The 23,596-nt window shown below is 74.7% G+C and carries 20 protein-coding genes and 1 pseudogene; 12 read left to right on the top strand and 9 right to left on the bottom strand.

Features of this window, described 5'->3' with window-relative positions; genetic code table 11:
* Positions 1-159 precede the first annotated feature (159 nt).
* The gene (locus AB0F18_RS29950) at positions 160-825 is read right to left on the bottom strand and encodes a DUF4360 domain-containing protein (RefSeq protein WP_362066266.1); all 666 of its coding nucleotides are present in this window, start codon (positions 823-825) and stop codon (positions 160-162) included.
* A gap of 261 nt (positions 826-1,086) precedes the next feature.
* Here AB0F18_RS29950 and AB0F18_RS29945 point away from each other — a divergent pair, with 261 nt between their 5' ends.
* Positions 1,087-2,031 carry a nucleoside hydrolase gene (locus tag AB0F18_RS29945; protein WP_362066264.1) on the top strand — a complete coding sequence of 315 codons (945 nt, stop codon included), beginning with the start codon at positions 1,087-1,089 and terminating at the stop codon, positions 2,029-2,031.
* A gap of 28 nt (positions 2,032-2,059) precedes the next feature.
* Here AB0F18_RS29945 and AB0F18_RS29940 read toward each other — a convergent pair whose 3' ends face one another.
* A complete protein-coding gene (locus AB0F18_RS29940; RefSeq protein WP_362066270.1) occupies positions 2,060-2,881 on the bottom strand; it encodes a helix-turn-helix transcriptional regulator in 822 nt (273 codons plus the stop codon).
* A 141-nt stretch (positions 2,882-3,022) separates the two neighbouring features.
* On the opposite strand from AB0F18_RS29940, the gene AB0F18_RS29935 reads away from it, so the two are divergent.
* Positions 3,023-4,438 (top strand): MFS transporter, encoded by a 1,416-nt coding sequence (locus AB0F18_RS29935; RefSeq protein ID WP_362066262.1) that lies wholly within the window; start codon positions 3,023-3,025, stop codon positions 4,436-4,438.
* 219 nt (positions 4,439-4,657) lie between these two features.
* Here the strand turns inward: AB0F18_RS29935 and AB0F18_RS29930 are convergent.
* The 4 genes and pseudogenes from AB0F18_RS29930 to AB0F18_RS29915 form a co-directional block, all read right to left on the bottom strand.
* Positions 4,658-5,374, bottom strand: a pseudogene (locus AB0F18_RS29930) (IclR family transcriptional regulator C-terminal domain-containing protein); the annotation flags it as partial.
* A 917-nt stretch (positions 5,375-6,291) separates the two neighbouring features.
* The gene (locus AB0F18_RS29925) at positions 6,292-6,870 is read right to left on the bottom strand and encodes a sigma-70 family RNA polymerase sigma factor (RefSeq protein ID WP_045952010.1); all 579 of its coding nucleotides are present in this window, start codon (positions 6,868-6,870) and stop codon (positions 6,292-6,294) included.
* A 355-nt stretch (positions 6,871-7,225) separates the two neighbouring features.
* The gene (locus AB0F18_RS29920) at positions 7,226-7,858 is read right to left on the bottom strand and encodes an NAD(P)H-dependent oxidoreductase (protein WP_362066268.1); all 633 of its coding nucleotides are present in this window, start codon (positions 7,856-7,858) and stop codon (positions 7,226-7,228) included.
* 495 nt (positions 7,859-8,353) lie between these two features.
* Positions 8,354-8,929 carry an HPP family protein gene (locus AB0F18_RS29915; protein ID WP_362066260.1) on the bottom strand — a complete coding sequence of 192 codons (576 nt, stop codon included), beginning with the start codon at positions 8,927-8,929 and terminating at the stop codon, positions 8,354-8,356.
* Between the two features lie 73 nt (positions 8,930-9,002).
* On the opposite strand from AB0F18_RS29915, the gene AB0F18_RS29910 reads away from it, so the two are divergent.
* The 9 genes from AB0F18_RS29910 (at position 9,003) to AB0F18_RS29870 (ending at position 19,482) form a co-directional block, all read left to right on the top strand.
* On the top strand, positions 9,003-9,632 hold the full coding sequence (locus tag AB0F18_RS29910; RefSeq protein WP_362066258.1) for an ABATE domain-containing protein: 630 nt from the start codon (positions 9,003-9,005) through the stop codon (positions 9,630-9,632).
* A 241-nt stretch (positions 9,633-9,873) separates the two neighbouring features.
* The gene (locus AB0F18_RS29905; RefSeq protein WP_362066256.1) at positions 9,874-10,290 is read left to right on the top strand and encodes a cupin domain-containing protein; all 417 of its coding nucleotides are present in this window, start codon (positions 9,874-9,876) and stop codon (positions 10,288-10,290) included.
* A 48-nt stretch (positions 10,291-10,338) separates the two neighbouring features.
* Positions 10,339-10,848 (top strand): cobalamin-dependent protein, encoded by a 510-nt coding sequence (locus AB0F18_RS29900; RefSeq protein ID WP_362066254.1) that lies wholly within the window; start codon positions 10,339-10,341, stop codon positions 10,846-10,848.
* Complete coding sequence (locus tag AB0F18_RS29895; protein WP_362066252.1) at positions 10,845-12,161, top strand: methylaspartate mutase; 1,317 nt, start codon at positions 10,845-10,847, stop codon at positions 12,159-12,161. Before AB0F18_RS29900 ends, AB0F18_RS29895 begins: the two co-directional genes overlap by 4 nt.
* Positions 12,162-12,205: 44 nt before the next feature.
* Positions 12,206-14,185 (top strand): FAD/NAD(P)-binding protein, encoded by a 1,980-nt coding sequence (locus AB0F18_RS29890; RefSeq protein WP_362066250.1) that lies wholly within the window; start codon positions 12,206-12,208, stop codon positions 14,183-14,185.
* A gap of 40 nt (positions 14,186-14,225) precedes the next feature.
* A complete protein-coding gene (locus AB0F18_RS29885) occupies positions 14,226-15,923 on the top strand; it encodes an AMP-binding protein (protein ID WP_362066248.1) in 1,698 nt (565 codons plus the stop codon).
* Between the two features lie 194 nt (positions 15,924-16,117).
* Complete coding sequence (locus AB0F18_RS29880; RefSeq protein ID WP_362066246.1) at positions 16,118-17,224, top strand: mechanosensitive ion channel family protein; 1,107 nt, start codon at positions 16,118-16,120, stop codon at positions 17,222-17,224.
* Positions 17,225-17,343: 119 nt separating this feature from the next.
* A complete protein-coding gene (locus tag AB0F18_RS29875) occupies positions 17,344-17,829 on the top strand; it encodes a hypothetical protein (protein ID WP_362066244.1) in 486 nt (161 codons plus the stop codon).
* 132 nt (positions 17,830-17,961) lie between these two features.
* Positions 17,962-19,482: a glutamate synthase subunit beta gene (locus AB0F18_RS29870; RefSeq protein WP_362066242.1), complete on the top strand. Its 1,521-nt coding sequence runs from the start codon at positions 17,962-17,964 to the stop codon at positions 19,480-19,482.
* Positions 19,483-19,499: 17 nt separating this feature from the next.
* Here AB0F18_RS29870 and AB0F18_RS29865 read toward each other — a convergent pair whose 3' ends face one another.
* On the bottom strand, positions 19,500-19,970 hold the full coding sequence (locus tag AB0F18_RS29865) for a cupin domain-containing protein (RefSeq protein WP_362066240.1): 471 nt from the start codon (positions 19,968-19,970) through the stop codon (positions 19,500-19,502).
* Between the two features lie 89 nt (positions 19,971-20,059).
* On the opposite strand from AB0F18_RS29865, the gene AB0F18_RS29860 reads away from it, so the two are divergent.
* On the top strand, positions 20,060-20,668 hold the full coding sequence (locus AB0F18_RS29860; protein ID WP_362066238.1) for a helix-turn-helix domain-containing protein: 609 nt from the start codon (positions 20,060-20,062) through the stop codon (positions 20,666-20,668).
* 27 nt (positions 20,669-20,695) lie between these two features.
* On the opposite strand, the gene AB0F18_RS29855 is transcribed toward AB0F18_RS29860, so the two are convergent.
* Both AB0F18_RS29855 and AB0F18_RS29850 read right to left on the bottom strand, forming a co-directional pair.
* Positions 20,696-21,226: a hypothetical protein gene (locus AB0F18_RS29855; RefSeq protein WP_362066237.1), complete on the bottom strand. Its 531-nt coding sequence runs from the start codon at positions 21,224-21,226 to the stop codon at positions 20,696-20,698.
* Positions 21,227-21,312: 86 nt separating this feature from the next.
* Positions 21,313-23,596, bottom strand: a 2,284-nt coding sequence (locus AB0F18_RS29850) for a family 20 glycosylhydrolase (protein WP_362066235.1), incomplete at its 5' end; no start/stop codon positions are given.

The raw sequence follows: 23,596 nt of genomic DNA, 5'->3' as shown, positions 1-23,596 counted from the left end.
GCCGCGGCGGCGGCGTCCGCGGAGCGGCGGGGCGCCGCGAGGGCGGCGCGGACCACCCGGGAAACCGGACTGCTGTGCGAGTTGCTCATGGACTCCATGCTAGGGAGGGGGGTGTGACAACACCCCCTCCCCGGACCCGCGTCCGGCGCGGAGCCGGTGTCAGCGCCGCTGGGGGCAGGCCTTCCAGGAGAAGTGGTACTTGGTGTTGATGCTGCCGTCGGTGGAGTCCATCGTGACGAAGCTGGTGCTGTTGGCCGTGTCGGAGGTGCCGGCCTGCGTGAGCAGCTCGGTGTTGATGTTCAGGTTCCGCTTCGCCCCGCAGGGGTGGAAGACGAGGGCCTCGATGGGAACGGTGTCGGAGACCTGCCAGTTGCCCTGGGAGGGGCCGCGCAGGGTGTGGCTGCGGGCGGCCGTCTGGGACATGCCCTGGAAGTAGTAGCTGGCCTTCTGGGTGGCGGTGGCGCCGTTTTCGAGGCTGGCGAAGCCGCGGTAGTCGGCCTGGGCGATGGCGAAGGTGTAGCCCTGCGGGACGTTGAGGTTGAGTCCGAGCTGGCAGTTCTTGCGGAAGTCCGTCGGCTTGGAGCCCAGGCCCACCTGGGCGAGGTACTCGCTGTAGGTGACGGTGAAGGCCGTGTTGTCCGGTGCGACGGCCACCGTGGCGCTGCCGGGGCGGCAGCCCGAGCCGTTGACCTGGACCACGTCGATGGTGATCTGCTGCGGGGGCGCGAAGGACGGGCCGCCGCCGGTCGCGGCTCCCGCCGAGGGGGTGAGGGCGGCTGCGGCGAGCGCGGCGGCCGCGCCGGCGGTGAACAGCGTTCTGAACATGGGGAGTCCTTCCGATCGCTGCTGTGCGTGATCGGCTCGAACCGTTCCACACTCCCCGGGTCCGGCCGCGCAGGCGCGGCAGGCGCCACCCCGGAGGCCGGGCCGCGGCCACCCGCCCGGGGGAATCGTCCGAACATCGGCCGCCGGCGCTGCGCGCGTATGCGCCAACGGCTGCGGCGTTTTGGCGCACAAGTGGCGGCCGTCGCGGCCCCGCGGCGGCAGACTGGGCAGGTCCGCGGCCCGCACCAGGAGGACCTGCCCGTGCCCGTCCCGATCATCATCGACTGCGACCCCGGGCACGACGACGCCCTCGCGATCATGCTGGCGGCGGCCGATCCGGCGATCGACCTGCTCGCCATCACCACCGTCGCCGGCAACCAGACGGTGGAGAAGACCACCCTGAACGCCCGCCGGGTGTGCACCGTCGCCGGGATCACGGACGTGCCCATCGCCGCCGGATGCGCGCGGCCGCTGCTGCAGCCCCTCTCCGTCGCCGACGACGTGCACGGCGCGTCCGGGCTGGACGGGCCGCGGTTCCCCGAGCCCACGGTCGACGTGGTGCCCGGGCACGCCGTGGAGCTGATCCACCGGATCCTGACGGAGCACCCGGAGCCGGTGACGCTGGTGCCCACCGCCCCGCTCACCAACATCGCCCTGCTGCTGACCCGTTACCCCGGCTGCGCGGACCGGATCCGGGAGATCGTGCTGATGGGGGGTTCCACGGAGCGGGGCAACCGCACGCCGGCGGCCGAGTTCAACGTGTACACCGACCCGGAGGCCGCGGACATCGTCTTCCGCAGTGGGGTGCCGGTTACCATGTGCGGGCTGAACGTCACCCACCAGGCCCTGGCCACACCGGAGATCGTGGCCCGCTTCGCCGGGATGGGCACCGAACTCGGCACCGTCTGCGCCGAGTTGCTGACGTTCTTCGCCTCCGCCTACAGCCGGCTGTGGGGGATGCCGCACCCTCCGCTGCACGATCCCGTGGCGGTGGCCCGGGTCATCGATCCGGCGATCGTGGGGTGCGTCGACGCGCACGTGGCGGTGGAGCTGCGGGGCACCCACACGCGCGGCGCCACCGTCGTGGATCCGCACGGCTACCTGGGCCTGCCCGCGAACGCGCGCGTCGCCGTCACCCTCGACGCCGGGGCCTTCTGGGACCGTATGGTCACCGCCGTCGCCACCCTCGGCGCCCGCACCCCGTGACCCGCACCCCGTGACCGTCGGAGGACCCCTATCCGGCTACGGGGTACATGAGTCCGCGGCGCCCCTCCGGCGAGGTCAGCCATTCCAGTTTCTCGGCCGTGTCCGTGTCCGGGAGCGGGGTGTGCAGCACGATCGACAGGTCGGGGCGGGCCGGGACGCGCAGTTGGGTCGATTCCACGTACAGGGCGCCGACGACGGGGTGTTCCATCTGCTTGGTGAGCTGACCGCCGGGCCGGATGTCCTGGCGCTCCCACAACTCCGAGAAACGGGGGCTGAGTTCGTGCGCCTGCTCCAGGACCGCCTGGAAGCCCTCGTCCTCGGGGTGTTCGGAGCAGGCCGCCCGGAACTGCGCCACGACGTCCACGGCGATCTCCTCCCAGCGCGGGGAGCGGGCCATGTACACGGGGTCGGTGAAGAAGGCGATCAGGCAGTTCTGCACGATCTCCGGGCGCATCCCCATCACCAGCGCGGCCGCGTCGTTGTACATCACGGTGTTCCAGTAGGTGTCCATGATGTGCGCGGGGAAGGGCATCCAGGCGTCGATCAGCCGTTGCAGGCCATGGCACATGTCCCGGTCACCGGGGGCGACTTCGAGGGCGGGCGGGTTGAGCCCGGCGAGTACGTACAGGTGGCGGCGTTCGGCGCTGGTCAGCCTGAGCACGCGGCTCACCGAGTCGAGGACCTGCCCGGACACCGTGATGTCGCGGCCCTGTTCCAGCCACTGGTACCAGGACACCCCGACCCCGGCGAGTACGGCGACCTCCTCGCGGCGCAGCCCGGGGGTGCGGCGCCGGGCCCCGCCGTCCGGCAGTCCGGCCTCCGCGGGGGAGACCCTGGCACGCCGGCTCATCAGGAACTCCCGCAGTTCGGTACGGCGGTTCCGGTCGATCGGTGTGGCCACGAATTCCCCCTGTCAGGCTGCCTGGTGGTGCCACCAACAGGATAAGTTCCCACTCTTCACGATCGCCGCGCGGCCGCGAGGGTGGTGGCCATGACGACAGACACACAGACCCCCGCGGTCACCGGGCCGCACACGGCGGCCCCCGGGAACACCCGGCTCTCCGGCCGGGCCAGGCTGGTCCTCTTCGTACTGTGCGCCGCGCAGTTCATGGTGGCGCTGGACTTCTCCGTCCTGAACGTGGCCCTGCCGGTCCTGGGCAGGGACCTGAGCCTGAGCCCGTCCGCCCTCCAGTGGGCGGTCACCGCGTTCAGCCTGCCGTCCGGCGGGTTCCTGCTCCTCTTCAGCCGGATCGGCGACCTGTACGGCCGCAAGAAGCTGTTCCTGGCGGGTCTCGCGCTCTTCGGCGCGGCCTCGCTGCTGGCCACCCTCGCCTGGAACCCGGCCGTCTTCCTGACCGGGCGCGCCCTCCAGGGCCTGGGGGCGGCGGCCATCGTGCCGGCCGGCATGTCCCTGCTGACCACCACCTTCCCCGAGGGCCCGCTGCGCGACCGGGCGCTCGGTATCTCCGGCATGCTGCTGTCGCTGGGCTTCACCATCGGCATGGTGCTGGGCGGCGTGATGACCGACACGCTCGGCTGGCGCTCCACGATGGGGCTGCTCGCCCTCGCCGCCCTGGCGGTCCTGGCCCTCGCCCCCGGACTGCTGGACGAGTCCCGCACCCCTGAGCGGCCGCGCCTGGACGTGCCGGGCGCCGTCACGGTCACCGGGGGCCTGCTCGCGCTGATCTACGCCCTGTCGACGGCGGCCGACCGCGGGTTCGGCGGAGCGGACGTGCGGGCCGCCCTCGCCGCCGGGCTGGTGCTGCTGGCCGTGTTCGTGGTGGTGGAGTCGAAGTCCCCGGCCCCGCTGGTCTCGCTGCCGATGCTGAAGCGGCGCACGGTGGCCTGGGGCAACGTCGGCGGGCTGGTGACCTTCTCGATGATGTCGACGGTCATCTTCGTCCTGACCCTCTACCTCCAGGAGACGCTGCGGCTGTCCTCCTTCCTGACCGGGCTGGTCTTCGGTGTCCAGGGGATCGCCTCGGTCTTCGCCGGTTCGCTGGTCCCCCGGGTCATCGGCCGCTTCGGCGCCCGCCGCACCCTGGTCGGTTCCCTGATCGGGCAGGGCGTGTTCACCGGGGCGCTGCTCGCGACGGGACCGGACTCCGGCGCGCTGGTCGCGACCGTCGCCGTCTCGCTGGGCAGCATGTGCCACCTGGGCGCGATCATCGCGTACGGGCTGACCGTGACGAGCGGGGTGCCCGACGCGGAGCAGGGTCTGGCCACCGGTCTGGTGACCACCACCCAGCAGGTCGGCCTCACCGTCGGCATCCCGCTGCTGGGCGTCCTGGCCACGACGCAGGCCTCGCTCTACGACGGGGTGCGCACCGTCCTGGCGGTGGACGCGGTGCTGGTAGTCGGCGCGGCCCTGCTGGTCGCGGCCGGGCTGGGCCGCAGCAAGGCCTGAGCCGTACCGGAGCGGGGCCCGGGACCGGAATCCTCCGGCCCGGGCCCGCTCGGCTTTCCCGGCGCCGTCCGGGGTACGGACGGCCGGGCCGGACGGCTAGACGGTGGTGGACAGGATGGTGCTCTCCAGTGAGGAGGCTCCGGCCGGTTCGGGCCTCAGCCGGTGTGTCCCGCGGGTCCCGCGGGCGGACCCGCGCGGGGCGGGCTGGGTGCTGCCGGCGACGACGAGGGCCAGTAAGACCGCCGCCGCCTCGCTCTGCAGGATCCGGGCGGCCTGCTTCAGCCGGGCCGGATCGGGCACCGGGATGGACAGGGCCACGCACTCGGCGTTCGGGCCCGCCGTGATCGGTACGGCCGCGCAGACCGTGCCGAGCGCGTACTCCTGCAGGTCGAGCAGGGGTGCGTTGGGCCGGCGGCTGTCGAGCTGCTGGAAGAGGACCTCCTGGCTGGTGAGGGTGTGGGCGGTGAACCGGGACATCTCGTGCCGGGCGATGTGGTCCTTGCGGTCGTCGTAGTCGAGCTGGGTCAGCAGGGCCTTGCCCACGGCCGAGGCGTGCGCGGCCGCGCGGAAGTCGACCCACTCCTCGACCACGGGAGCGCCCGGGCCGTCGGCGTACTGGGTGATGGAGACCTCGCCGTCGGTGTAGCGGGCGACGTACACGGCCGCGCCGACGGCGTCCCGCACCCAGGCCAGGGTCTCGCGCAGGTGGCCCCGTCCGTCACCGCCGGCCGCGTCGGCCAGCAGCAGGGCGTGGCCCGCGATGTAGGCGTCCGGGCCGGTGGGGGTGGCGAGGTTGGCCCGGACCAGCTGCTCCATCGCCCGGGCGAGGACCAGCTGCGGCAGCTTCGTCTCGCGGGCGATCTGGGTGAGGCTGACGCCGCCCGAGTAGCGGTTGACGACCTCCAGCACGCGCAGGGCCTGGTGCACGGAGGCCAGCGCGGCGGGCGCCGGCCGCCCTTCGGGGGTCTTGCGGGCGGCCTGCGTCAACTGCGGCTGCTTGAGGGCGTCCAGGGCCCACGCGTTCGCCTCGTCCGTCAGGTGCACGGGGTTGAGGCGCGCGTGCCGGGCGACGGCCACGGCGACGGGCGGGCTCGGGGTGATGATGTCGCCCAGGTCCGGGTGCTCCTTGCGGGGACGCCCGGCTACGGCCTGCCGCAGGCGCGCCGGCAGCCGGTACGGGGGGCGTACGGTCCGGCCGGGCCCGGTGTTGAGGGTGGTGAGGTCCTGGGTGCTGATCGGCGGGGAGGTCCAGATGACCGAGGCGCCGAGGGCCTCCTCCAGGTTGTCCGGGATCTGCGGCAGGTGCGGCAGGTGCTCCTCGGCGGGCAGGATCCGGGCCTGCTGCTTCCAGTGGCGGGCGGTGCGGACCTCGGCACGGGCCAGGTGGTGCAGGTAGAGGCACTGGGCGGCGGTACGGGAACCCGCGCCGGCGGCGTACTGGAACCAGAACTGCGCGGCCTCCAGCCGGTCCGTCAGGTGCAGCAGGCAGCCGAACAGCAGGGCCGAGTCCACGCCGTGGGGCCAGGACCGGGCGTGCAGGGCGAGCTCCGCGAAGTCCCGGCTCTCGGCCAGGGACCAGGTGAGGTCGTCCAGGCAGCGCGCGGCCCGCACATGGCAGGCGGCGTCCAGCACCAGGTCGTCCCACGCGGTCGACGCGGCCTGCCCCCGGGGCGTGTCCGGCCCGGCGGTGGTGCCGATCGCCGAGCGGATACGGTCGGCGACGATCCGGCGGGCGACCCGGCGCCGGGCCGCCCCCTCGTCGTAGCCGGCGTACTCCTCGGCGAGTACCGCCGCGTTCTCCAGGGCCGAGTCCAGTTCGCTCAGCGGCATGTCACGGTCAGCGGGCATGTCGCTCACTGGTCCTTCTCCTCTCCGGGGATCCAGTCCACCCCGAGCTTGCGGGACAGGGTTCGGCGTGCGCCGCGGACGTGCGACCGGACGGTCGCGGGGGAGATCCCCATCATCCGGGCGACGGTGTCGGAGTCGTTGCCCAGCAGGAAGGCCAGCAGGACCACGTCGTACTGCCGCTCGGACAGTTCGGCGATGGCCGCGTACAGGCCGAGCTTCGACTCCAGCAGTTCGAGCCGCTCCCTGGAGGAGCGGCGCAGTGCCGAGAACCATGCCGTTTCCACCATGGCGACCTGGCGGCCGAGGGCCGCCAGGCGCCGTTCCACGTGTTCGCGCAGCACCGCCCACGCGAAGCCGTGGAGGCTCGCTTCCTTCAACGCCTGGCGCCACACCTTCAGCAGGAAGGTGAACACGTCGTCGACGACTTCCTCGGCGTCCTTGGCGTTGCCCAGCTGGAGGTGGGCGTAACGCAGGTACGCGCGGTGCTGCTGGGAGTGGAACGCGGTGAACTCCACCGGCAGTACGCCCGCCAGTTCGCTGGAGACCGTCTGGTCCCCCGATGGGTCGAACTCGCCTTCGCTCATGCATTCCCCCACCGTTGTTCGTCGCGGACTTCTCTTGGGTCGTGACGGATCCGGGTGGCGTCTATCAGCACGAGGGTGACGGTCTCGGCAGCATTCACGTCGGCGTGGAACCTTCCAAGTGGCTTGTGAGTAGCGGGCTGCCTGCCCCCGTGTACGGCAGCCGTGGAGCGACAAGCTCCCCCCATCACCACCCCATCGGAAAAGGAGCCCGATCGTGCAAGGCGACTTCGGAAATCTTCCGGAAGAGTCGCATCCGGCCCGGCGCGCGCCCCCCGCACACCAGCGCACGCCCCCCTCCGTCCGGAGGTGGGGCGTGCGGGGGGGTACGTGCGGGGGGTGCGGGGAGCCCCGGGGGTCAGTCCTGGGCGCGGGCGGTGACGGGTGCGTCGGTCCGGTCGCCGAGGAACTCGTACCAGCGGCGCTGCAGGCACAGGTAGCGGGTGTCGGCCTCGGCGAGGTCCAGGAAGGCGTCGACGGTGGACGCCAGCCGCTCGCCCAGTCCCCGGTCGGCGAGGGCGCCGTCCTCGGTGAACTCCTGGTGGGCCGCCGCGAGGCTGAACATGTCGGGGTAGACGCGGGCTCCGAGGTGCTCCAGCGGGACGCGCAGCGCCCACAGGCCGCGGTTGCCGCCCACCATCGACGGGGAGGCCGAGACCAGCAGGACCTGCTTGTCCTTGAAGGGCTGCGGCCGGACGCGGGAAACCCAGTCGATGGCGTTCTTGACCGGGCCGGGGACGGAGGCGTTGTACTCGGGCGAGGCGATGACCACCGCCTGCGCCGCCTCGATCCGCTCGCGCAGCGCGAGCGCGCCCGCCGGCACGCCCTCGTCGGCTTCCACGTCCCCGTCGTAGAGCGGCATCGGGAAGTCGCCGAGCAGCGCGGGCTCGGCGGTGGCCCCGCCGCGCACCACCAGACCGGCGACGAGGGCCGCCAGGCGGGCGTTGACCGAGCCGGTGCGGGAGGACCCGGAGAGCACGAACACGTGCATCGAGGCGCGGCCGGAGGGCTGCCCGTCGTGCGGGCGGGCCGGGTCCGCCGGGAAGTGGGCCTGGTCGTTCGAGGTCACGGCTGTCTCCCTTGCCGGTGCGCGCCCCCGGCGCCGGAGGCGGAGGTTCCCAGCGGACTGTACGGGCGCCCGGGCCGTGGCGGCCGGGGCCGCGCGCGGGGGCGTCCGTACGTCACCCGGCTGCCCGGTCGGGGCCGTGCCGTCCGCGGCCGCCCGCTCCAGGGCCGTGGGGCGGGCGGGAGCGGGCGGGAGGGGGGTTCAGCCGGCCGCGTACGTGGCCGGTGCGGTCGCCACCAGCTGGCCGGTCAGGGCCGCCGCGGCTGCGAGGGAGGCGAGCAGGACCCGGGTGCGTGCCCGGGAGCGGCGGGGCCGGGGGTGTGGGCCGGGCAGGTGAGGAGTTCGCCGGGCCGGAGCAACCGGGGCGTGGTGGTCCCGGCCGGTCTCCGGCGGCCCCGCCGGTGCGGGCGCCGCGGCGGCTCACCACCAGTACGCGGGATAGCGGGTCCCCGCCCCGCCGGCGCGGGAGGCGGCGCAGCCGACGAGCACGAGCAGGGCCGTGGCCAGGGCAAGGAGGGCGAGGAAGGGCAGGGCGGGGGGCCGGGTGACCACGACGATGACGGCGGTGGCGGCGGCGGGCGAGTGCGGGGTGCGGGTCAGGGCCATGGCGCCGATGGCGAGCCCGCCCGCGACGGCGGCCGTCCACGGCGAGCTCCCGCCCAGGGCCGACGCGGCGAGGCCGACGCCGGCCGACACCAGCTGTCCGCCGACGACGTTGCGCGGCTGGGCGAGCGGGAGGGCCGGGGCGGCCATGACCAGGGCGGCGCTGGCGGCCAGCGGCGGTATCAGCAGCGGGTGCCCCAGGACGCCCCCGACGGCGACGAGGAGCAGCAGGCCGGCGATGCCCGCGCCGGTGGCCAGGGCCACCGTCCGGGCCGGCGGGCGCGGCGGGGCCTGGCCGTACAGCCGGGCGAGGCCCCGGCGCGGCCCCGGCCGCGGGTCGGAGGCCTGGGCGGGGGCCGTGCGGGGCTCGGTCGTCACGGGGGGCGTGGGCATGGTGTTCCTCTCGCCGGAGAGCTAACGTGGGAGTGGATTGATTTCCATTAGTAACACGCCGGGAGGCGAGGACATGGCCGAGAGCGCGGAGCACCCGCCGGAGGCCTCGGCGGTGGACGGGATGCCGCTGGTCGGGGAGTCCCTCGCCCTGGACCTGGTGAACACGACCTTCATCAACGGCGGGCTCCGCGGCGTCCTCGTCGACGCCCTCGCCGCCCCCGCCGACCTCGACCGGTGGCTCGCCCACCGCGCGGCGGACTTCAGCGGGCCGCTGCGTCCCCGGCTGTCCGAGCCCGCCACCCGCGCCCACTTCGAACGCTTCCTGGAACTGCGCCGCGCGCTGCGCGAAGTGGCCGCCGCGCACGTGGCCGGCCGGGCCCCGGAGGAGGCCGACGTGCGCACCGTGAACCGGGCCGCCCGCCTCTCCGCCCGCTGGGACGAGCTCTCCCCCACCGCTCCGGCCGGCTCCGTGACCCGCTGGAGCGAGCCCGATCCGCAGCTGGCCGCGCTCGGGGAGGTGGCGGCCGAGGGAGTGCGCCTCTTCGGCGGCACCGGGCGGCCGGTGCAGGCCTGCCCCGCGCCGGGCTGCATCCTCTACTTCCTCAAGACCCACGCCCGCCGCGCATGGTGCACGGCCACCTGCGGCAACCGGGTCCGCGTGGCCCGCCACAGCCGCCGGCACCGCGAGCCGCAGGCGGGATGAGATCCGCGCCACACGGTTCGTTCTTTCGGTGGATCCGCCGCCCCGGGGTCCTTGGGCATTCTCTTACTAACGCGTCGCAGCCGACCTACTGATTAGGTGCGGGGGCCGGGCATCCAGCCGCCCCCGCCCGTCGGCCGGCGGATCGCCGCCCTGCGCGCCGATGCCGCCCCGCCTCCGCCTCTTTCCCGTGGCCGAGGCCGGAACGCGAAAGACCCTCCCCCCTTAGGTGAAAGGCACCGCCATGCCCGAAATCGAGTACATCGCCAACGCCTTCCGCAGCGGTTTCGACATGCAGGACCTCGACTGGGCCGCCTGGTCCGAGCCGGGCCGCGTGGGCGTCGAGCACCACGTGCTCTGGGCGCCCGACGCGGCCGAGGGCGAGGACTCCGTCGGCCTGCTGCTGCGCTTCCCGCCCGGCGCGCACGGCGACTTCCACGAGCACCTCGGCCACGAGCTGATGCTCGTCCTCGACGGGCGCCTCGACCACAGCGACGGCACCTCGTACGACAAGGGCGACCTCGTGGTCGAGGGCCCCGGCACCCGGCACCGGATGTCCAGCGAGACCGGCTGCACGGTCCTGGCCGTCCGCACCCGCCCCGCCGCGCCCCGCACCCCCCGCGAGGCCGAACTCGTCCGCACGCCGGCCACGAGCGCCTGACGGCGCGGCCGTCCCCTCCCGCCCCACCGGAAGATCGCGAGAAGAAACATGTCCCGGACCACCCCCGTGGCCCCCTCCCCCACCCCCACCCCTGCCCGTGACCGGCGCCGGATCCTCGTCTCCAGCGTCTCCTCGGACTCCCACACCTGGAACCTCGTCTTCCTGCAGCTGCTGCTGGAGGAGATGGGCCACGAGGTGTTCAACGCCGGCGCCTGCGTCCCCGACGAGCTCGTCATCGCCGAATGCCGGCGGCTGCGCCCCGACGCGCTGGTCATCAGCACGGTCAACGGCCACGGCGCGCTCGACGGCCGCCGTCTCATCACCCGGCTGCGCCGGGAGCCCGACCTGCGGGACCTCCAGGTCGTGATCGGCGGGAAGCTCGGCGTGCGCGGCGCCGAAGCGGGCAGCCACGCACCCCAGTTGACAGCGGCGGGCTTCGACGCCGTCTTCGAGGACGCGGCCGGCACCGAGGAGTTCCGGCGCTACCTCGGCGAGGCGGCCCCGCCGGCCCTGTCCGCGGCGCCCCGCCGCGGCCCGGCCCTGGCAGGTGCCCGGTGACGGCCCCCGCGGTGCGGCTGTCGGCCTTCGCCGGGGCCGTCAACACAGCAGCCCGTCAGGGGGAGTTGGTGGTACAGCCCCGGATGGGCTTCCCCACCGTGCCCGGTATGCGCGGGGGTCTCCTCGCGGTGCGCGGCGCCCGCGCCCGCACGGTCGGCACCGTCACCCTCGACAGCTACACCCGCGTCGGCGACCACACCTCCGCCCGTCGGGCCCTCGACGCGGGCTCCGACCTCAACGGCTTCCCCATCGTCGCGCACGGGGCCGCCCCCACCCGGGACATGCTGGCCCCGGTCCTCGGCACCGCCCCGGCCGGGCACCCCTTCGCCGTACAGGTCCGGCACGGGTCCGCGAACCCGTTCGGGATCGTGGAGACCCTGCTCGACGCCGGTCTGGACGCCACCGAGGGCGGGCCCGTCTCGTACTGCCTGCCGTACGGCCGGACCCCGCTGACGGAGTCGGTGGACGCGTGGGCCAGGAGCTGCGAGCTGCTGGCCGAACGCTCCGGCGGCGCCGCGCACTTGGAGAGCTTCGGCGGCTGTCTGCTGGGCCAGCTCTGCCCGCCGGGACTGCTGGTGGCGATGGCGGTCCTCGAAGGGATCTTCTTCCGCCGGCACGGACTGCGCAGCATCTCGCTGAGTTACGCGCAGCAGACCCATCCGGACCAGGACGCGGAGGCGCTCGCCGCGCTGCGCCTGCTGGCGGGCGAGTACCTCGCGGGCACGGACTGGCACGTCGTCCTGTACACGTACATGGGCGTCTTCCCGCGGACGACGCCGGGTGCGCTGGCCCTGTTGCGGTCGAGCGCGGTGCTGGCCGCGCGGACCGGCACCGAGCGGCTGATCGTCAAGACGCCGGCGGAGGCCCACCGCATCCCGACCGTCGAGGACAACGTCCGCGCGCTGGAGGAGGCCGCCGCGCAGGCGGCGCGGGCCCGCCCCGCGGCCCACCGCCCGGTGGAGCACGGCGAGTTCGGCGTGCTCGCCGAGGCGCGTGCGCTGGTGGAGGCCGTCCTGGAGCTCGGCTCCGACATCGGCCCGGCGCTCGTCGAGGCCTTCCGCCGCGGCTACCTGGACGTCCCGTACTGCCTCCACGCCGACAACGCGGGCCGGTCCCGCGGCTTCATCGACGCGCGCGGCAGCCTCCAGTGGCGCAGCGCGGGCGCGATGCCGGTCCGCGCGACGGCGGGCCGGGCCGCGGGCCCGCTGCGCGCCGACGACCTGATCGGGATGCTCTCGCACGTCCAGCAGGGCTTCGACCGGGCCGCCGTCGAACCGGCCCCCGGAAGGCGACCCGCCCCCCTCGCCGCCTGACCACCCCTTCCCCCCACCACTCCCCCTCCCCCGAAGGAACACCCGTGCCCCTCTCCGCCACCCCCGCCGCCTCCCGCCCGCACACCCTCGCCGTCGTCGGCACCGGCCCGCGCGGCCTCGCCGTGCTGGAGCGGCTCGCCGTACGCCTGGCCGACCGCGCCGAACGGGCCGCCGCGCACGGCACGCGCCCCCGCCCCGTCCGCATCTACGCGATCGACGCCGTCGAGGTCGGGGCGGGCCGGATCTGGCGCACCGACCAGGACGACTGGTTCACCATGAACACCGTCGTCAGCCAGATCACGATGTACTCCGGGCGCCCCGACGGCGGACCGGCGCGGCCCGGGGCCGGTCCCTCGCTCGGCGAGTGGATCGCGGCCCGCGCCCTGCCGGGCGAGCAGGTCCTCGGCCCGGACGACTACGCCCCCCGCGTGGTCTACGGCCGGTACCTCCAGGACGTGTACCGGTCGATCGCCGAGCACCTGCCGCCCTTCGCCGAGCTCGTCCCGGTGACGGCCCGCGTCACCTCCCTCGGCCCCGAGCCGGACGGCGGGCAGCTGCTGACCCTGGACGCCGCCCCGCACGTGCTGCGCGCCGACGGCGTCGTGCTCGCCACCGGCCATCCGCGCAACGAACCCGACGCCTTCGAACGGGAGATGCTCGGCTTCGCCGGCCGACACCCCGGCGTCCGCTACCTGTGCGGGGACTCCGCCGCCGACATGGACCTCGGCGAGGAGGCCGTGCCGCCCGGTACGGCCGTGGGCGTGCGGGGGCTGGGCCTGTCCTTCTACGACGTCATGCTGAGCCTGACCGTCGGGCGCGGCGGCGTCTTCGAGCCCGACGGCGGGGGCGGGCTGCGCTACCTGCCCAGCGGGCGGGAGCCGCGCATCACGGCGGGCTCGCGCAGCGGCCTGCCCATCCCGGCACGGGGCCGCAACGAGAAGGCCGCCGACCACGCCCACCGGCCCCTGTTCCTCACCCCGCAGGCCCTGGCCGCGGCCCGCGCCCGGCGGGCGGCTGCCACGGGCGACGACCGGCTGGACTTCGACCGCGACGTGCTGCCGCTGCTGCTCCGGGAGGTGCACCACGTCTACTGGACGGCCCTGGTGCGGGCCCGCTCCGGGGCCGGAGCCGCCGCGCGGTTCGCGGACCGGCACGCCGCGGCGCTGCACGCCGGCCGGGACCCGCGCCCCGTCCTCGCGGAGGCCGGGCTGGCAGGGGTGCCCCCGCTGGACCTGACCGCGCTGGCCCGGCCCTTCGAGGGGGAGCGGTTCAGCGGGCCCGAGGCGTTCCGGGAGCGGCTGCTCCAGGTCGTGGAGGCCGATCTCGCCGAGGCGGAGCTGGGCAACGCGAGCGGCCCGCTCAAGGCGGCGCTGGACGTCCTGCGGGACGTCCGGGGCGTGCTGCGGCAGGCCGTCGACCACGGCGGGGTGCTGCCGCGGTCGTACGCCGAGGACTTCCACGGCCGTTTCCTGCCGGTCAACTCCCTGCTCTCGGCGGGTCCGCCCGCGAGCCGGGTGCGGCAGCTCGCCGCCCTGGTCCGGCAGGGGATCGTGGAGGTCGCCGGACCGGCGACGGAGTTCGCCGCGGACGAGCGGTGCGGGCGGTTCACGGTCTCCTCGCCGGCCGTCCCGGGCTCGACGCGGTACGTGGACGTGCTGGTCGACGCCCGGATCCCCTCGCCGGCCCTGCACCGCGACACCTCGCCGCTCACCCGGCAGCTGCTGACGGAGGGCCTGGTCCGCGCGTACACGGCCACCGGCCCGGACGGCCGGCGCTTCCCCACCGGCGGTCTCGACGTCACACCGGACTCCCACCACGTGGTGGACGCCGTCGGCGAACCGCTGCCCGGGCTGCTCGCGCTGGGCATACCGACCGAACACGCCCGCTGGTTCACCCAGGTCGGCAGCGGCCGGCCCGGTGTGGACACGCTCTTCCACCGAGACGCCGACACGGTGGCGCGCGGGCTGCTGAGCACGCCCTCCCCCACCCCGGACCTCCCCGCCACCGCGGCCGCCGCCCGCTGACCGCCCCCTCCGCCGACCCCACGGATACGGACCACCAGCCATGCACCAGAACACCGCCCCCTCCCCCACCGAGGTCTTCCGGGCCTCCCGCGACCTGCTGCTCGCCCACGGCAGCGACCTCGACGCCGCCCGCCGGGAGTTCCGCTGGCCGCGCCTGACCGCCTTCAACTGGGCCCTCGACTGGTTCGACGCCGTGGCCGCCGGCCGCGAGGGCACCGCCCTGCGCCTGGCCGGCGCGGGCGGCCCCGCCGAGGACGTGACGGTGTCCTGGAGCGCCCTGTCCCGCCGCTCCGCGCAGGTCGCCAACTGGCTGCGCGCCCGGGGCGTGCGGCGCGGGGACCCGGTCATGCTGCTGCTCGACAACCGGGTGCCGCTGTGGGAAACCATGCTGGCCGCCGTCAAGCTCGGCGCGGTGATGATCCCGACCTACACCACGGCCACCCCCGCCGAACTCGCCGACCGGGCCGCGCGGGGAGGCGTGCGGTTCGTCGTGGCCGAGTCGGCGCTGGCCGGGCGGTTCGGGCCGGGGCCGCACCCCTGGCGGGGCATCGCCGTCGGCGGCACGCCGCCGCCGGGCTGGTCCTCGTACGAGGACGCCCGCTCGGCCCCCGTCGCGTTCGTCCCGGACGGGCCGACGGGCGCGGACGACCCGCTCTCCCGGTACTTCACCTCGGGCACCACCTCCGCACCGAAGATGGTCGAGCACACCCACACCAGTTACCCCGTCGGGCACCTGTCGGGCATGTACTGGAACGGGGTGCGCCCCGGTGACGTGCACCTGAACATCTCGGCGCCGGGCTGGGCCAAGCACTCCTGGAGCTCGTTCTTCGTCCCGTGGAACGCGGAGGCGACGGTGCTCGCCCTGGACTCCGCCACGGCCGCCGACGCCGGGGCCGTGCTGGAGGTGCTGCGCACCCGCGGGGTGACGACCTTCTGCGCCCCGCCCACCACCTGGCGGGCGATGGTCGCGGCGGGGCTGGGGCCGCGTCCGGCGGGGCTGCGCGAGGCCGTGGCGGCCGGTGAGCCGATGGGGGCGGCGCTCGCGCGGGCGGTGCGGGAGGCCTGGGGCATCGACGTGCGGGACGGGTTCGGGCAGACCGAGACCACCGGCCAGATCGGCAACCCGCCGGGCCGCCCGCCGGTGCCGGGCAGCATGGGGCGGGCGCTGCCGGGCTACCGGATGGCGGTGGTCGACCCGGAGACGGGGCTGGAGGTCCCCGACGGTGTGACCGGTGAGCTGTGCGTGGACCTGGCGGAGCGTCCGGCGGGGCTGATGCGCGGGTACGCCGACGATCCCGACAGGACGGCCCGGGCCTTCGCCGGGGGTTACTACCACACGGGTGACCTGGTGGTCCGGGCGCCGGACGGCTCGTTCACGTACGTCTCGCGGGCGGACGACATGTTCAAGTCCTTCGACCACCGGATCTCCCCGCTGGAACTGGAGCGGGTGCTGCTGCGGCATCCGGCCGTGGCGGACGCGGCGGTGGTGCCGGTGCCGGACCCGGAGGGGCTGTGGGCGGCCAAGGCGTACGTGACCCTCGCGGCGGGGCGGGAGGGCGGTGCGCAGGCGGCGCGCGGGGTGTTCGCGCTGGTGCGGGAGGAGCTGCCGCGGGAGAAGTGGGTGCGGGTGGTGGAGTTCGCCCGGGACCTGCCGCGCACCCGCTCCGGGAAGGTCCGCCGGGCGGGGCTGAAGGGGCGGGCGCCGGGGGCGGAGTTCCGGATGGACGCCGCCCGCTGAGCGGGGCGGGGGGCCGGGGGCGTCCGCTCCCCCGGCCCCGCTGCGGGGTCCGTCCGGCCATGCGGCAGGATGACAGTCCGTTCGGAATGCGTACGTCCGCTCGAACGGGCCCCCGCACAACGCGACCTGACAGGTGACATGGTGACGACACGACACATACGGCGGCCGGACCTCGCGCGAGCGGAGGCCGTGCGTTGACCCGGGACCTCGTGCTGCACGACTGGGTGGTGGCCGGGATCGCGCTGGCCTCGGGCGGCGTGGCCGGGCTGCTGCTGCGCGCCCTGCTGAAGTGGCTGGCCAAGCACGCGGAACGGACCAAGTGGACCGGCGACGACATCATCGTCGACGCGCTGCGCACCCTCGCCCCGTCGGCCGCCGTCATCGCGGGCGCGGCGGTGGCGGCCACGGCGCTGCCGCTCACCGCGCGGGCCGGGAGCCTCGTCAACCAGTCGCTGACCGCCCTGTTCATCATCTTCGCCACGTTCACGGCGGCCCGGGTCGTCGCGGGCCTGGTCCAGTCGGTGGCGCAGTCCCGGACCGGGGTCGCCGCGTCCGCCACCATCTTCGTCAACATCACGCGGATCGTGGTCCTCACGATGGGCGTGCTGGTCGCGCTGGAGACCGTCGGGGTGTCCATCGCACCGCTGGTCACCGCCCTCGGCGTCGGCGGTCTGGCGGTCGCGCTGGCGCTCCAGGACACCCTGGCCAACCTCTTCGCGGGCGTGCACATCCTGGCGTCGAAGACGGTGCAACCGGGCGACTACATCCGCCTCAGCAGCGGCGAGGAGGGCTACGTCGTCGACATCAACTGGCGCAACAGCGTGGTGCGCAACCTGTCGAACAACCTGGTCATCATCCCCAACGGGCGGCTGGCGCGGACGAACATGACCAACTTCACCCAGCCGGAGCAGAAGCTGTCGCTCCTGGTCCAGGCGGGGGTCGGGTACGAGAGCGACCTGGAGCACGTGGAGCGGGTGACCCTGGACGTGGTGGACACCGTGATGGCCGACATCACGGGCGGGGTTCCCGACCACGAGGGGAAGGTCCGCTTCCACACCTTCGCGGACTCCCGGATCAACTTCACGGTCATCCTGGGCGTCGGCGAGTTCAGCGACCAGTACCGGATCAAGCACGAGTTCATCAAGCGCCTGCACCGGCGCTTCCGGGAGGAGGGCATCTCCATCCCCGCCCCCACGCGCACGGTCTCGTTCCGCCCGGAAGAGGATCCGCGCGCGACCCACTCGGCCGCGGTCCCGCACCAGCGTGACGGCTCATCGGACGCGCTGCTGACGGACCGGTAGGCCCGGGGCCGGACCCCGTTGATCACGATTGGGTGGAGCACCCCGCGAACCGGACATCCGTTCCTATGATGTTGCTCCTTTGATCACATCAGGTGATCAACGCGAGGTGGGGGGTACGGATGTACGGCACGGAGAAGGACACCAGAGCGGGGAACGGGCGCGGGCGGCGGGCGGGGCGGATCCGGCTCGCGCTGGTCGGTCTGCTGGCGGCGGGGGTCGCCGTCGCGTGCGGGCCGGCGGAGGGCGGTGGCCCGGCGGTCGCGCCGCCGGCCCCCTCCTCGGCGGCGACGGCCTCCGCCTCCCCGACGCCCTCGCCGTCGGTGAGCGCGTCGGCCCTGCCGAGCCCGTCCGCCACCCCCGCGGACGCGAAGCCGTCCGCCGACCCCACCCCGACGCGGGCCGCCACCACGCCCGCGCCGGAGCCCACGACGAAGGCGCCGGAGGAGCCCGCGAAGGCCGGCTGCGAGATCGTCTCCGAGGCGGGCAACTGCTACAGCGCGGGCCAGTACTGCCGCAAGGCGGACGTGGGCCGCTCCACGCACGCGGCGAACGGCCGCATGATCTCCTGCCGCCAGGACGGCAGCCGGGCGCGCTGGGGCTACTGAGCCCCGCACCGCCGGGGCCGGATGCCGGATCGCCCGGACGGCGTAATCTGGTCGAAAGGTGGCATACGGCGCGCTTCATACGCGCCGTATGCGCCTCCGTACCCGCTCGCACCTGGGTCAGGGAGGCGGCGCGTGACCGATCCGTTCGGCTTCCTCAGGATCCCCCGCAAGGCCGTCCCGGCCCGGCCCGTCGAGGAGCGGCTCGGGGACTGGCGCGAGGTGTACGCGGGCCAGGCGCTGCTGCCGCTGGTGCGCGAGCAGGCCGGCCGCTGCATGGACTGCGGGATCCCGTTCTGCCACGCGGGCTGCCCGCTGGGGAACCTGATACCCGAGTGGAACGTGTACGCCGCGCGCGCCGACTGGCGCGCCGCGTACGAGCGGCTGCACGCGACCAACAACTTCCCCGAGTTCACCGGCCGGGTCTGCCCGGCGCCCTGCGAGGACGCCTGCGTCCTCGCGATCAACGCCGATCCGGTGACCATCAAGAACGTCGAGCAGACCGTCGCGGACGAGGGGTGGCGGCGCGGCTGGATGACCCCGTGCCCGCCGGAGCGGCGCGGCACGCGGTCCGTGGGCGTGATCGGCTCCGGTCCGGCGGGGCTCGCGGCGGCCCAGCAGCTGACCCGGGCCGGGCACCGGGTCGTGGTCCACGAGCGGGACGACCGGCTCGGGGGCCTGCTGCGCTACGGCATCCCCGGGTTCAAGATGGAGAAGGACCTGCTCGACCGCCGGATCGAACAGATGCGGGCCGAGGGCACCTCGTTCGTGACGGGCTCGGACGTCGGCGGGGCCGAGCCGGCGGACGGGCTGCGCGACCGCTATGACGCCCTCGTCGTCGCGGTCGGCGCCGGGGAGCGCAGGGAGCTGCCCGTCCCGGGGCGCTCGCTGACCGGCATCCACCAGGCCATGGAGTACCTGACTTTCGCCAACCGGGTGTGCGAGGGCGACCTCCCGGTGTCCCCGGTGACGGCCGACGGCGTCCACGTGGTGGTCGTCGGCGGTGGTGACACGGGCTCGGACTGTCTCGGTACGGCCCTGCGGCAGGGCGCGCTGTCGGTGGTCCAGCTCGACATCAACCCCGAGCCGGGGCCCGCCCGCGGCGAGGGCGAGCCGTGGCCGGTGCACCCGAAGGTGTACCGGATCTCCCATGCCCACGAGGAGGCCCGGGGGCGGGAGGGCCGTGACCCGCGGCTGTTCTCCAGCGCCACCCTGCGCTTCGAGGGGGACGCCGGCGGCCGGGTACGGGCGCTGCGGCTGACCGCCGTCGAGCCCGGGGAGCGGCGGCCCCTGGCGGGGACCGAGCGGGTGGTACCGGCCGGGCTGGTGCTGCTGGCGCTGGGCTTCTCCGGCCCCGAGCGGGCCGGCGGGCTGCGCGAGCAGCTGGGGCTGGAGTACGACGGGCGCGGCAACTTCGCCCGGGACCCGCACTTCGCCGCCACCGGCGAAGGGGCCGCGGGCGTGTTCGTCGCCGGGGACGCGGGGCGGGGCCAGTCGCTGGTGGTGTGGGCCATCGCCGAGGGCCGGTCGGCGGCCTCGGCGGTGGACCGCTACCTGACCGGCTCCACCGTCCTGCCGGCCCCGGTGGCGGCGCACGACCGGCCGATGACGGCCCTCGGACGCCTGCGGTACGGGGCCGACCCGCAGGATGCGTAGCGACGGGGGGCCCTGCCTCAGGGCCGGTCCTCCTCGTAGCGGACGTGGTGCCGGGCGGCGATGGGGTTGATCTTCACGGGGTCCAGCTCCCCGTCGGTGAGCACGGCGGGCCCGGCCTCGACCAGGTCCTCGACGTAGCGCTCCCACCCGCCGGGCGCGGAGATCTGCAGCACCCGCGGGGGCGGGTCGGAGGCGCGGCGCAGGGCGTGCGGGACGCCCCGGGGCAGCAGGGCGAAGGTCCCGGCGGGGGCGGAGTGGGTCCGGTCGTCGAACTCGATGCCGAGGACCCCGTCCAGGACGTAGACGCATTCGTCGGCCAGGTGGTGGGTGTGCCGGGGGATGTCCTTGGCGACGGTCACCTCCAGCAGCGACAGCCGCCCCTCGGTGTCGGCCGTCCCGGCCTTGACGGTGAAGGCGGGCGGCAGCGGTACGCGGCCGGGCCGGGCGGCTCCGGGTTCCAGCAGGATGAAACGGTCTTCCTCGGGCATGACGCGACCCCTCCTCGCATGGCACAATGTGAACCGGAATCCGGTTCCGGTTCCATTTCGGTCTCAATGTACGCGGAGGAGCGGCCGTCTTGTCAACGCCCCCTGCACCGCCCGGCGGCCGCCGGCCGCGCGCCGACGCGGAGCGCAACCGCGCCCTCGTCCTGGCCGCGGCCTGCGCCCTGTTCGAGGAGCGCGGCGAGGAGGTGCAGATGCCGGAGGTGGCCCGGGCGGCCGGGGTCGGCATCGGCACCCTGTACCGGCACTTCCCGTCCAAGCAGGCCCTGGTGGAGGCGGCGGCGGAACAGCGGTTCGCCGGGATCCTGCGGCTCGCGCTGACGGACTGCCTGCGGGAACCCGAGGCGGGTCAGGGGCTGGCGCGCTACCTGCACCACGTGGGCGCGACCCTCGCCGCAAGCCCGGGCCTGACCGCCGCCACCCTGGCCGCCATCGGCTCGTCCGCGCCGGGCGGGGAGACCCTGGGGCGCCTGGAGGCCGCCGTCGCGGAGCTGATCGAGCAGGGGCGGGCCGCCGGCACCCTCCGGGAGGACCTCGGCGTCGCGGATGTGTACATGATCGTCGGCGGGCTGTCCGGGATCATCCGGACGGGCAGCGGCGACTGGCGCCGCTTCCTCGACCTGGCCTTCGACGGGCTGCGCCCGCGCGGGGGCGCGGCGGCCGGCCCCGGCGACGCGCCCTGAGGCTGAGCCCGCCGGGGCGCCGCGGGCTCAGCCGGCGGGCGGGGACGCCACCGGGGGAGCCTCGGGCGCCCGGGACTTCGAGCGGGCGCCGTCGCAGAGCAGGGTGATCACGATCTGCGCGGTGGGCGACCCCGCCGAGGCGGAGCCGGTGAGCTGGGTGGTGGCCGTCCAGTCGGCCTTGCGGAGGCTGAGCATGCCCTCCGCGGGATGCGGCGCGTCCTGCCAGCCGTGGCCGGAGCGGGCCCGCGCGAACCCGGCCCGCAGCACCGGGTCCACGTCCGCCGAGGGGTGTTCGGCCGTGAGGGCCTCGTGGCACGCGAGCGGGCTCAGGTCCTGCGGCATCCGGCGCACCGTCACCCCCTCCTCGGCCATGGCCGCCGTCAGATCGGCCACCGCCTCGTCCGCGGCCAGCGGCGGGCCCGCGTAGCGTTCCGGCAGCGGGCCCAGGTCCCGCAGGGGGAACGCGCAGGCCGTCGCCGTCGCCGTGACCAGCGCCGCCACTGCCCAGAGCCCCGCCCTCACCCGCATGTTCCCGCCCGCCCCCTGTGTCCCGTTCACGGACCGGAAGTCTCGCACTTCCGGCCGGACCGGTTCCGCGCGGGGTACCCGAAATCGGGCGCGGGCCCGGGCCGGGTGAGCGGCCGTCAGCCGATCCGCCACTCCTGGTACGGGGAGCCGTCGGCCTGCTGCTGCGTGACGGGGGCTCCGTCGGCGGCGGAGGCGGTGGTCAGCAGGAGGCCGCTCCCGGCGTTGGCCAGCGTGTGGCCGCCGTTGCCGAGGGGGGTGTCCAGCCAGCGCTGGCCGTCACCGCCGTCGCACGCGTCCTGGACGACGGCCGCGCCGGCCGCGGTGGAGCCGCCCGCGACGCCCGCGCACAGCCGCGAGGCGCCGTTGACCAGGGCGAATCCGCCGGCGGCGGCGGGGGCGAGCCGCCACTGCTGGTTCGGGCCGCCGTGCGGGGTCCAGGTGATCAGCCGGGTGCCGGGCGCGGTGGAGCTCGCCGGGTCGTCGAGGGCCTTGCCGGCGGCGGTGAGGATGTGGGGGGCGTCCGGCTGGGGGCCGTAGACCTCGAACTCGTAGAGGGAGTAGCCGTATCCGGTGCCGCGCTGGGTGGCGTACACGCGGACGTAGCGGCCGGATCCGGTGAGGCCGGTCAGGTCCTGGACCCCGCCGGTGGCGTCGGTGGTGGAGTAGGCGGTGCGCCAGGTGGCGGCGTCGTCGGAGAGCTGGATCTGGAAGGACTTCCCGTACGCCGCTTCCCAGCGCAGCACCACGCGGCCGACGTTCCGGGCGGTGCCGAGGTCGACCTGGAGCCACTGCGGGTCCCGGTAGGCGCTGGACCAGCGGGTGCCGGGGTCGCCGTCGGTGGCCGCGGCGGCCGGGAAGGCGGCGGTCTCGGTACTGGAGGCGGTGGTCGGGCGGCCCTGGGCCAGGTTGCCCGCCTGGCCGGCGGCCGGCCAGGCGGGGTTGTGGCCGACGGCCGCCGCGAGCGGGGTGAACTCGGCGTACGCGGCGGCCGGCTTCGGGGAGCCCCAGGTCTGCTGGGCCAGGACGCGCAGCGGGTCCGCGATGCCGGCCGCGATCTGCGCCTCCGTCTCGGCGGTGGGGTTGTCGCACCAGACGTGGATCAGCGAACCGGGGTTCTTCGACGGGTCGGAGAGGGTGTTGCCGCCCTCGAAGCGGTCCGGGGTCCAGGTCTCGTACATCCACCGGGTGTCGGGCTTCGCGCCGCCCAGGACGTAATACGTGGGCGTCCAGGACTCGTTGGCGACGGCGTGCCCGGCGGCGGCCAGCTGCTGGGGGGTGAGGCCGTAGGTGTACCAGTACTCGACGAGGATGCCGGGGTCGGGCCGCAGGGTTCCGTCGCCGGACTTGATGCCGTCGTTCCACATCCGGGTGGTCTTGCCGGCCGCCCGCACCAGCTGGTCGGACCAGTTGACGAACCCGTAGTAGGTGTCCTTGGCGGTGGCGCCGGCGCCGTAGTGCGCGCGGGCGTAGGAGAGCAGCTGCGGGTACTTGGCGTAGTCGGTGACGTACTCGTCCGCGCCGATGTGCCAGTACGGGGCGGGGAACAGCGGCAGGTACTCCTTGAGCAGGTCCCCGATGAGGGTGTAGGAGGCGGGCAGGGAGAGGTCGATGAAGTCGGGGCTGACGGTGCCGGTGCTGCTCTTGAGGCCGAGTTCGGGGTGGGCGGCGAGGACGGCGTTCATGTGCCCGGGGGTGTCTATCTCGGGGACGATCGTGACGTGGTACTTGAGGCCGAGGGCGACCAGGTCGGCGATGTCCTGCTTGGAGTAGTGCTCGGCGGAGACGATCTCGGGGTGGGTGGAGCTCTCCAGGCGGAAGCCGAAGGTGTCGGAGAGGTGGAAGTGGAAGTAGTTGAGCTTGAGGTAGGCCAGCTCCTTGATGTGCTGCTTGAGCCAGTCGACGGTGAAGAACTTCCGCCCCTGGTCGACCATGAGCCCGCGCTCCGGCTTGGCCGGCCAGTCCTCGGCCGTCCCGGCCGGCACGGAGGCGGACTGGTGCAGGAGCTGCAGGACGGTACGGGTGCCGTAGAAGGCTCCGGCGGGGGTGGCGGCGCGGACGGTGAGGGCGTCCGCGACGGTCATCCGGTAGCCCTCGGCGGGCAGGCCGCTCTCGCCGAGGACGAGGGCGATGTCGCCGGGGGCGGGGGTCCCGGTGGCGACGGCCACCTCGCGGCCGGCCAGGGCCCCGAGGTCCTGGGCGAACGTGGCCGCCTCGTCGGCGAGCCGGCCCGCGGAGGCGGCGTCCACCACGATCCGGGAGGCGGTGGTGAAGGCGTACGCGCCGGTGCCGGCGGTCCACTGGCGCAGGGCGTCCTCACCCCCGGGCCGGGACCCGCGCCCGCGCTCGTACAGCGGGACCTGGGCTGGGACGTGGTGTCCACCGGGCTCGCCGAGGAGGCGA

It is taken from the genome of Streptomyces sp. NPDC029216, assembly GCF_040648015.1.
In the GTDB taxonomy this organism is placed as follows: domain Bacteria; phylum Actinomycetota; class Actinomycetes; order Streptomycetales; family Streptomycetaceae; genus Streptomyces.
The sequence above is the reverse complement of the archived record's forward strand: the minus strand, read 5'-3'. Positions and strand labels throughout refer to the sequence as shown.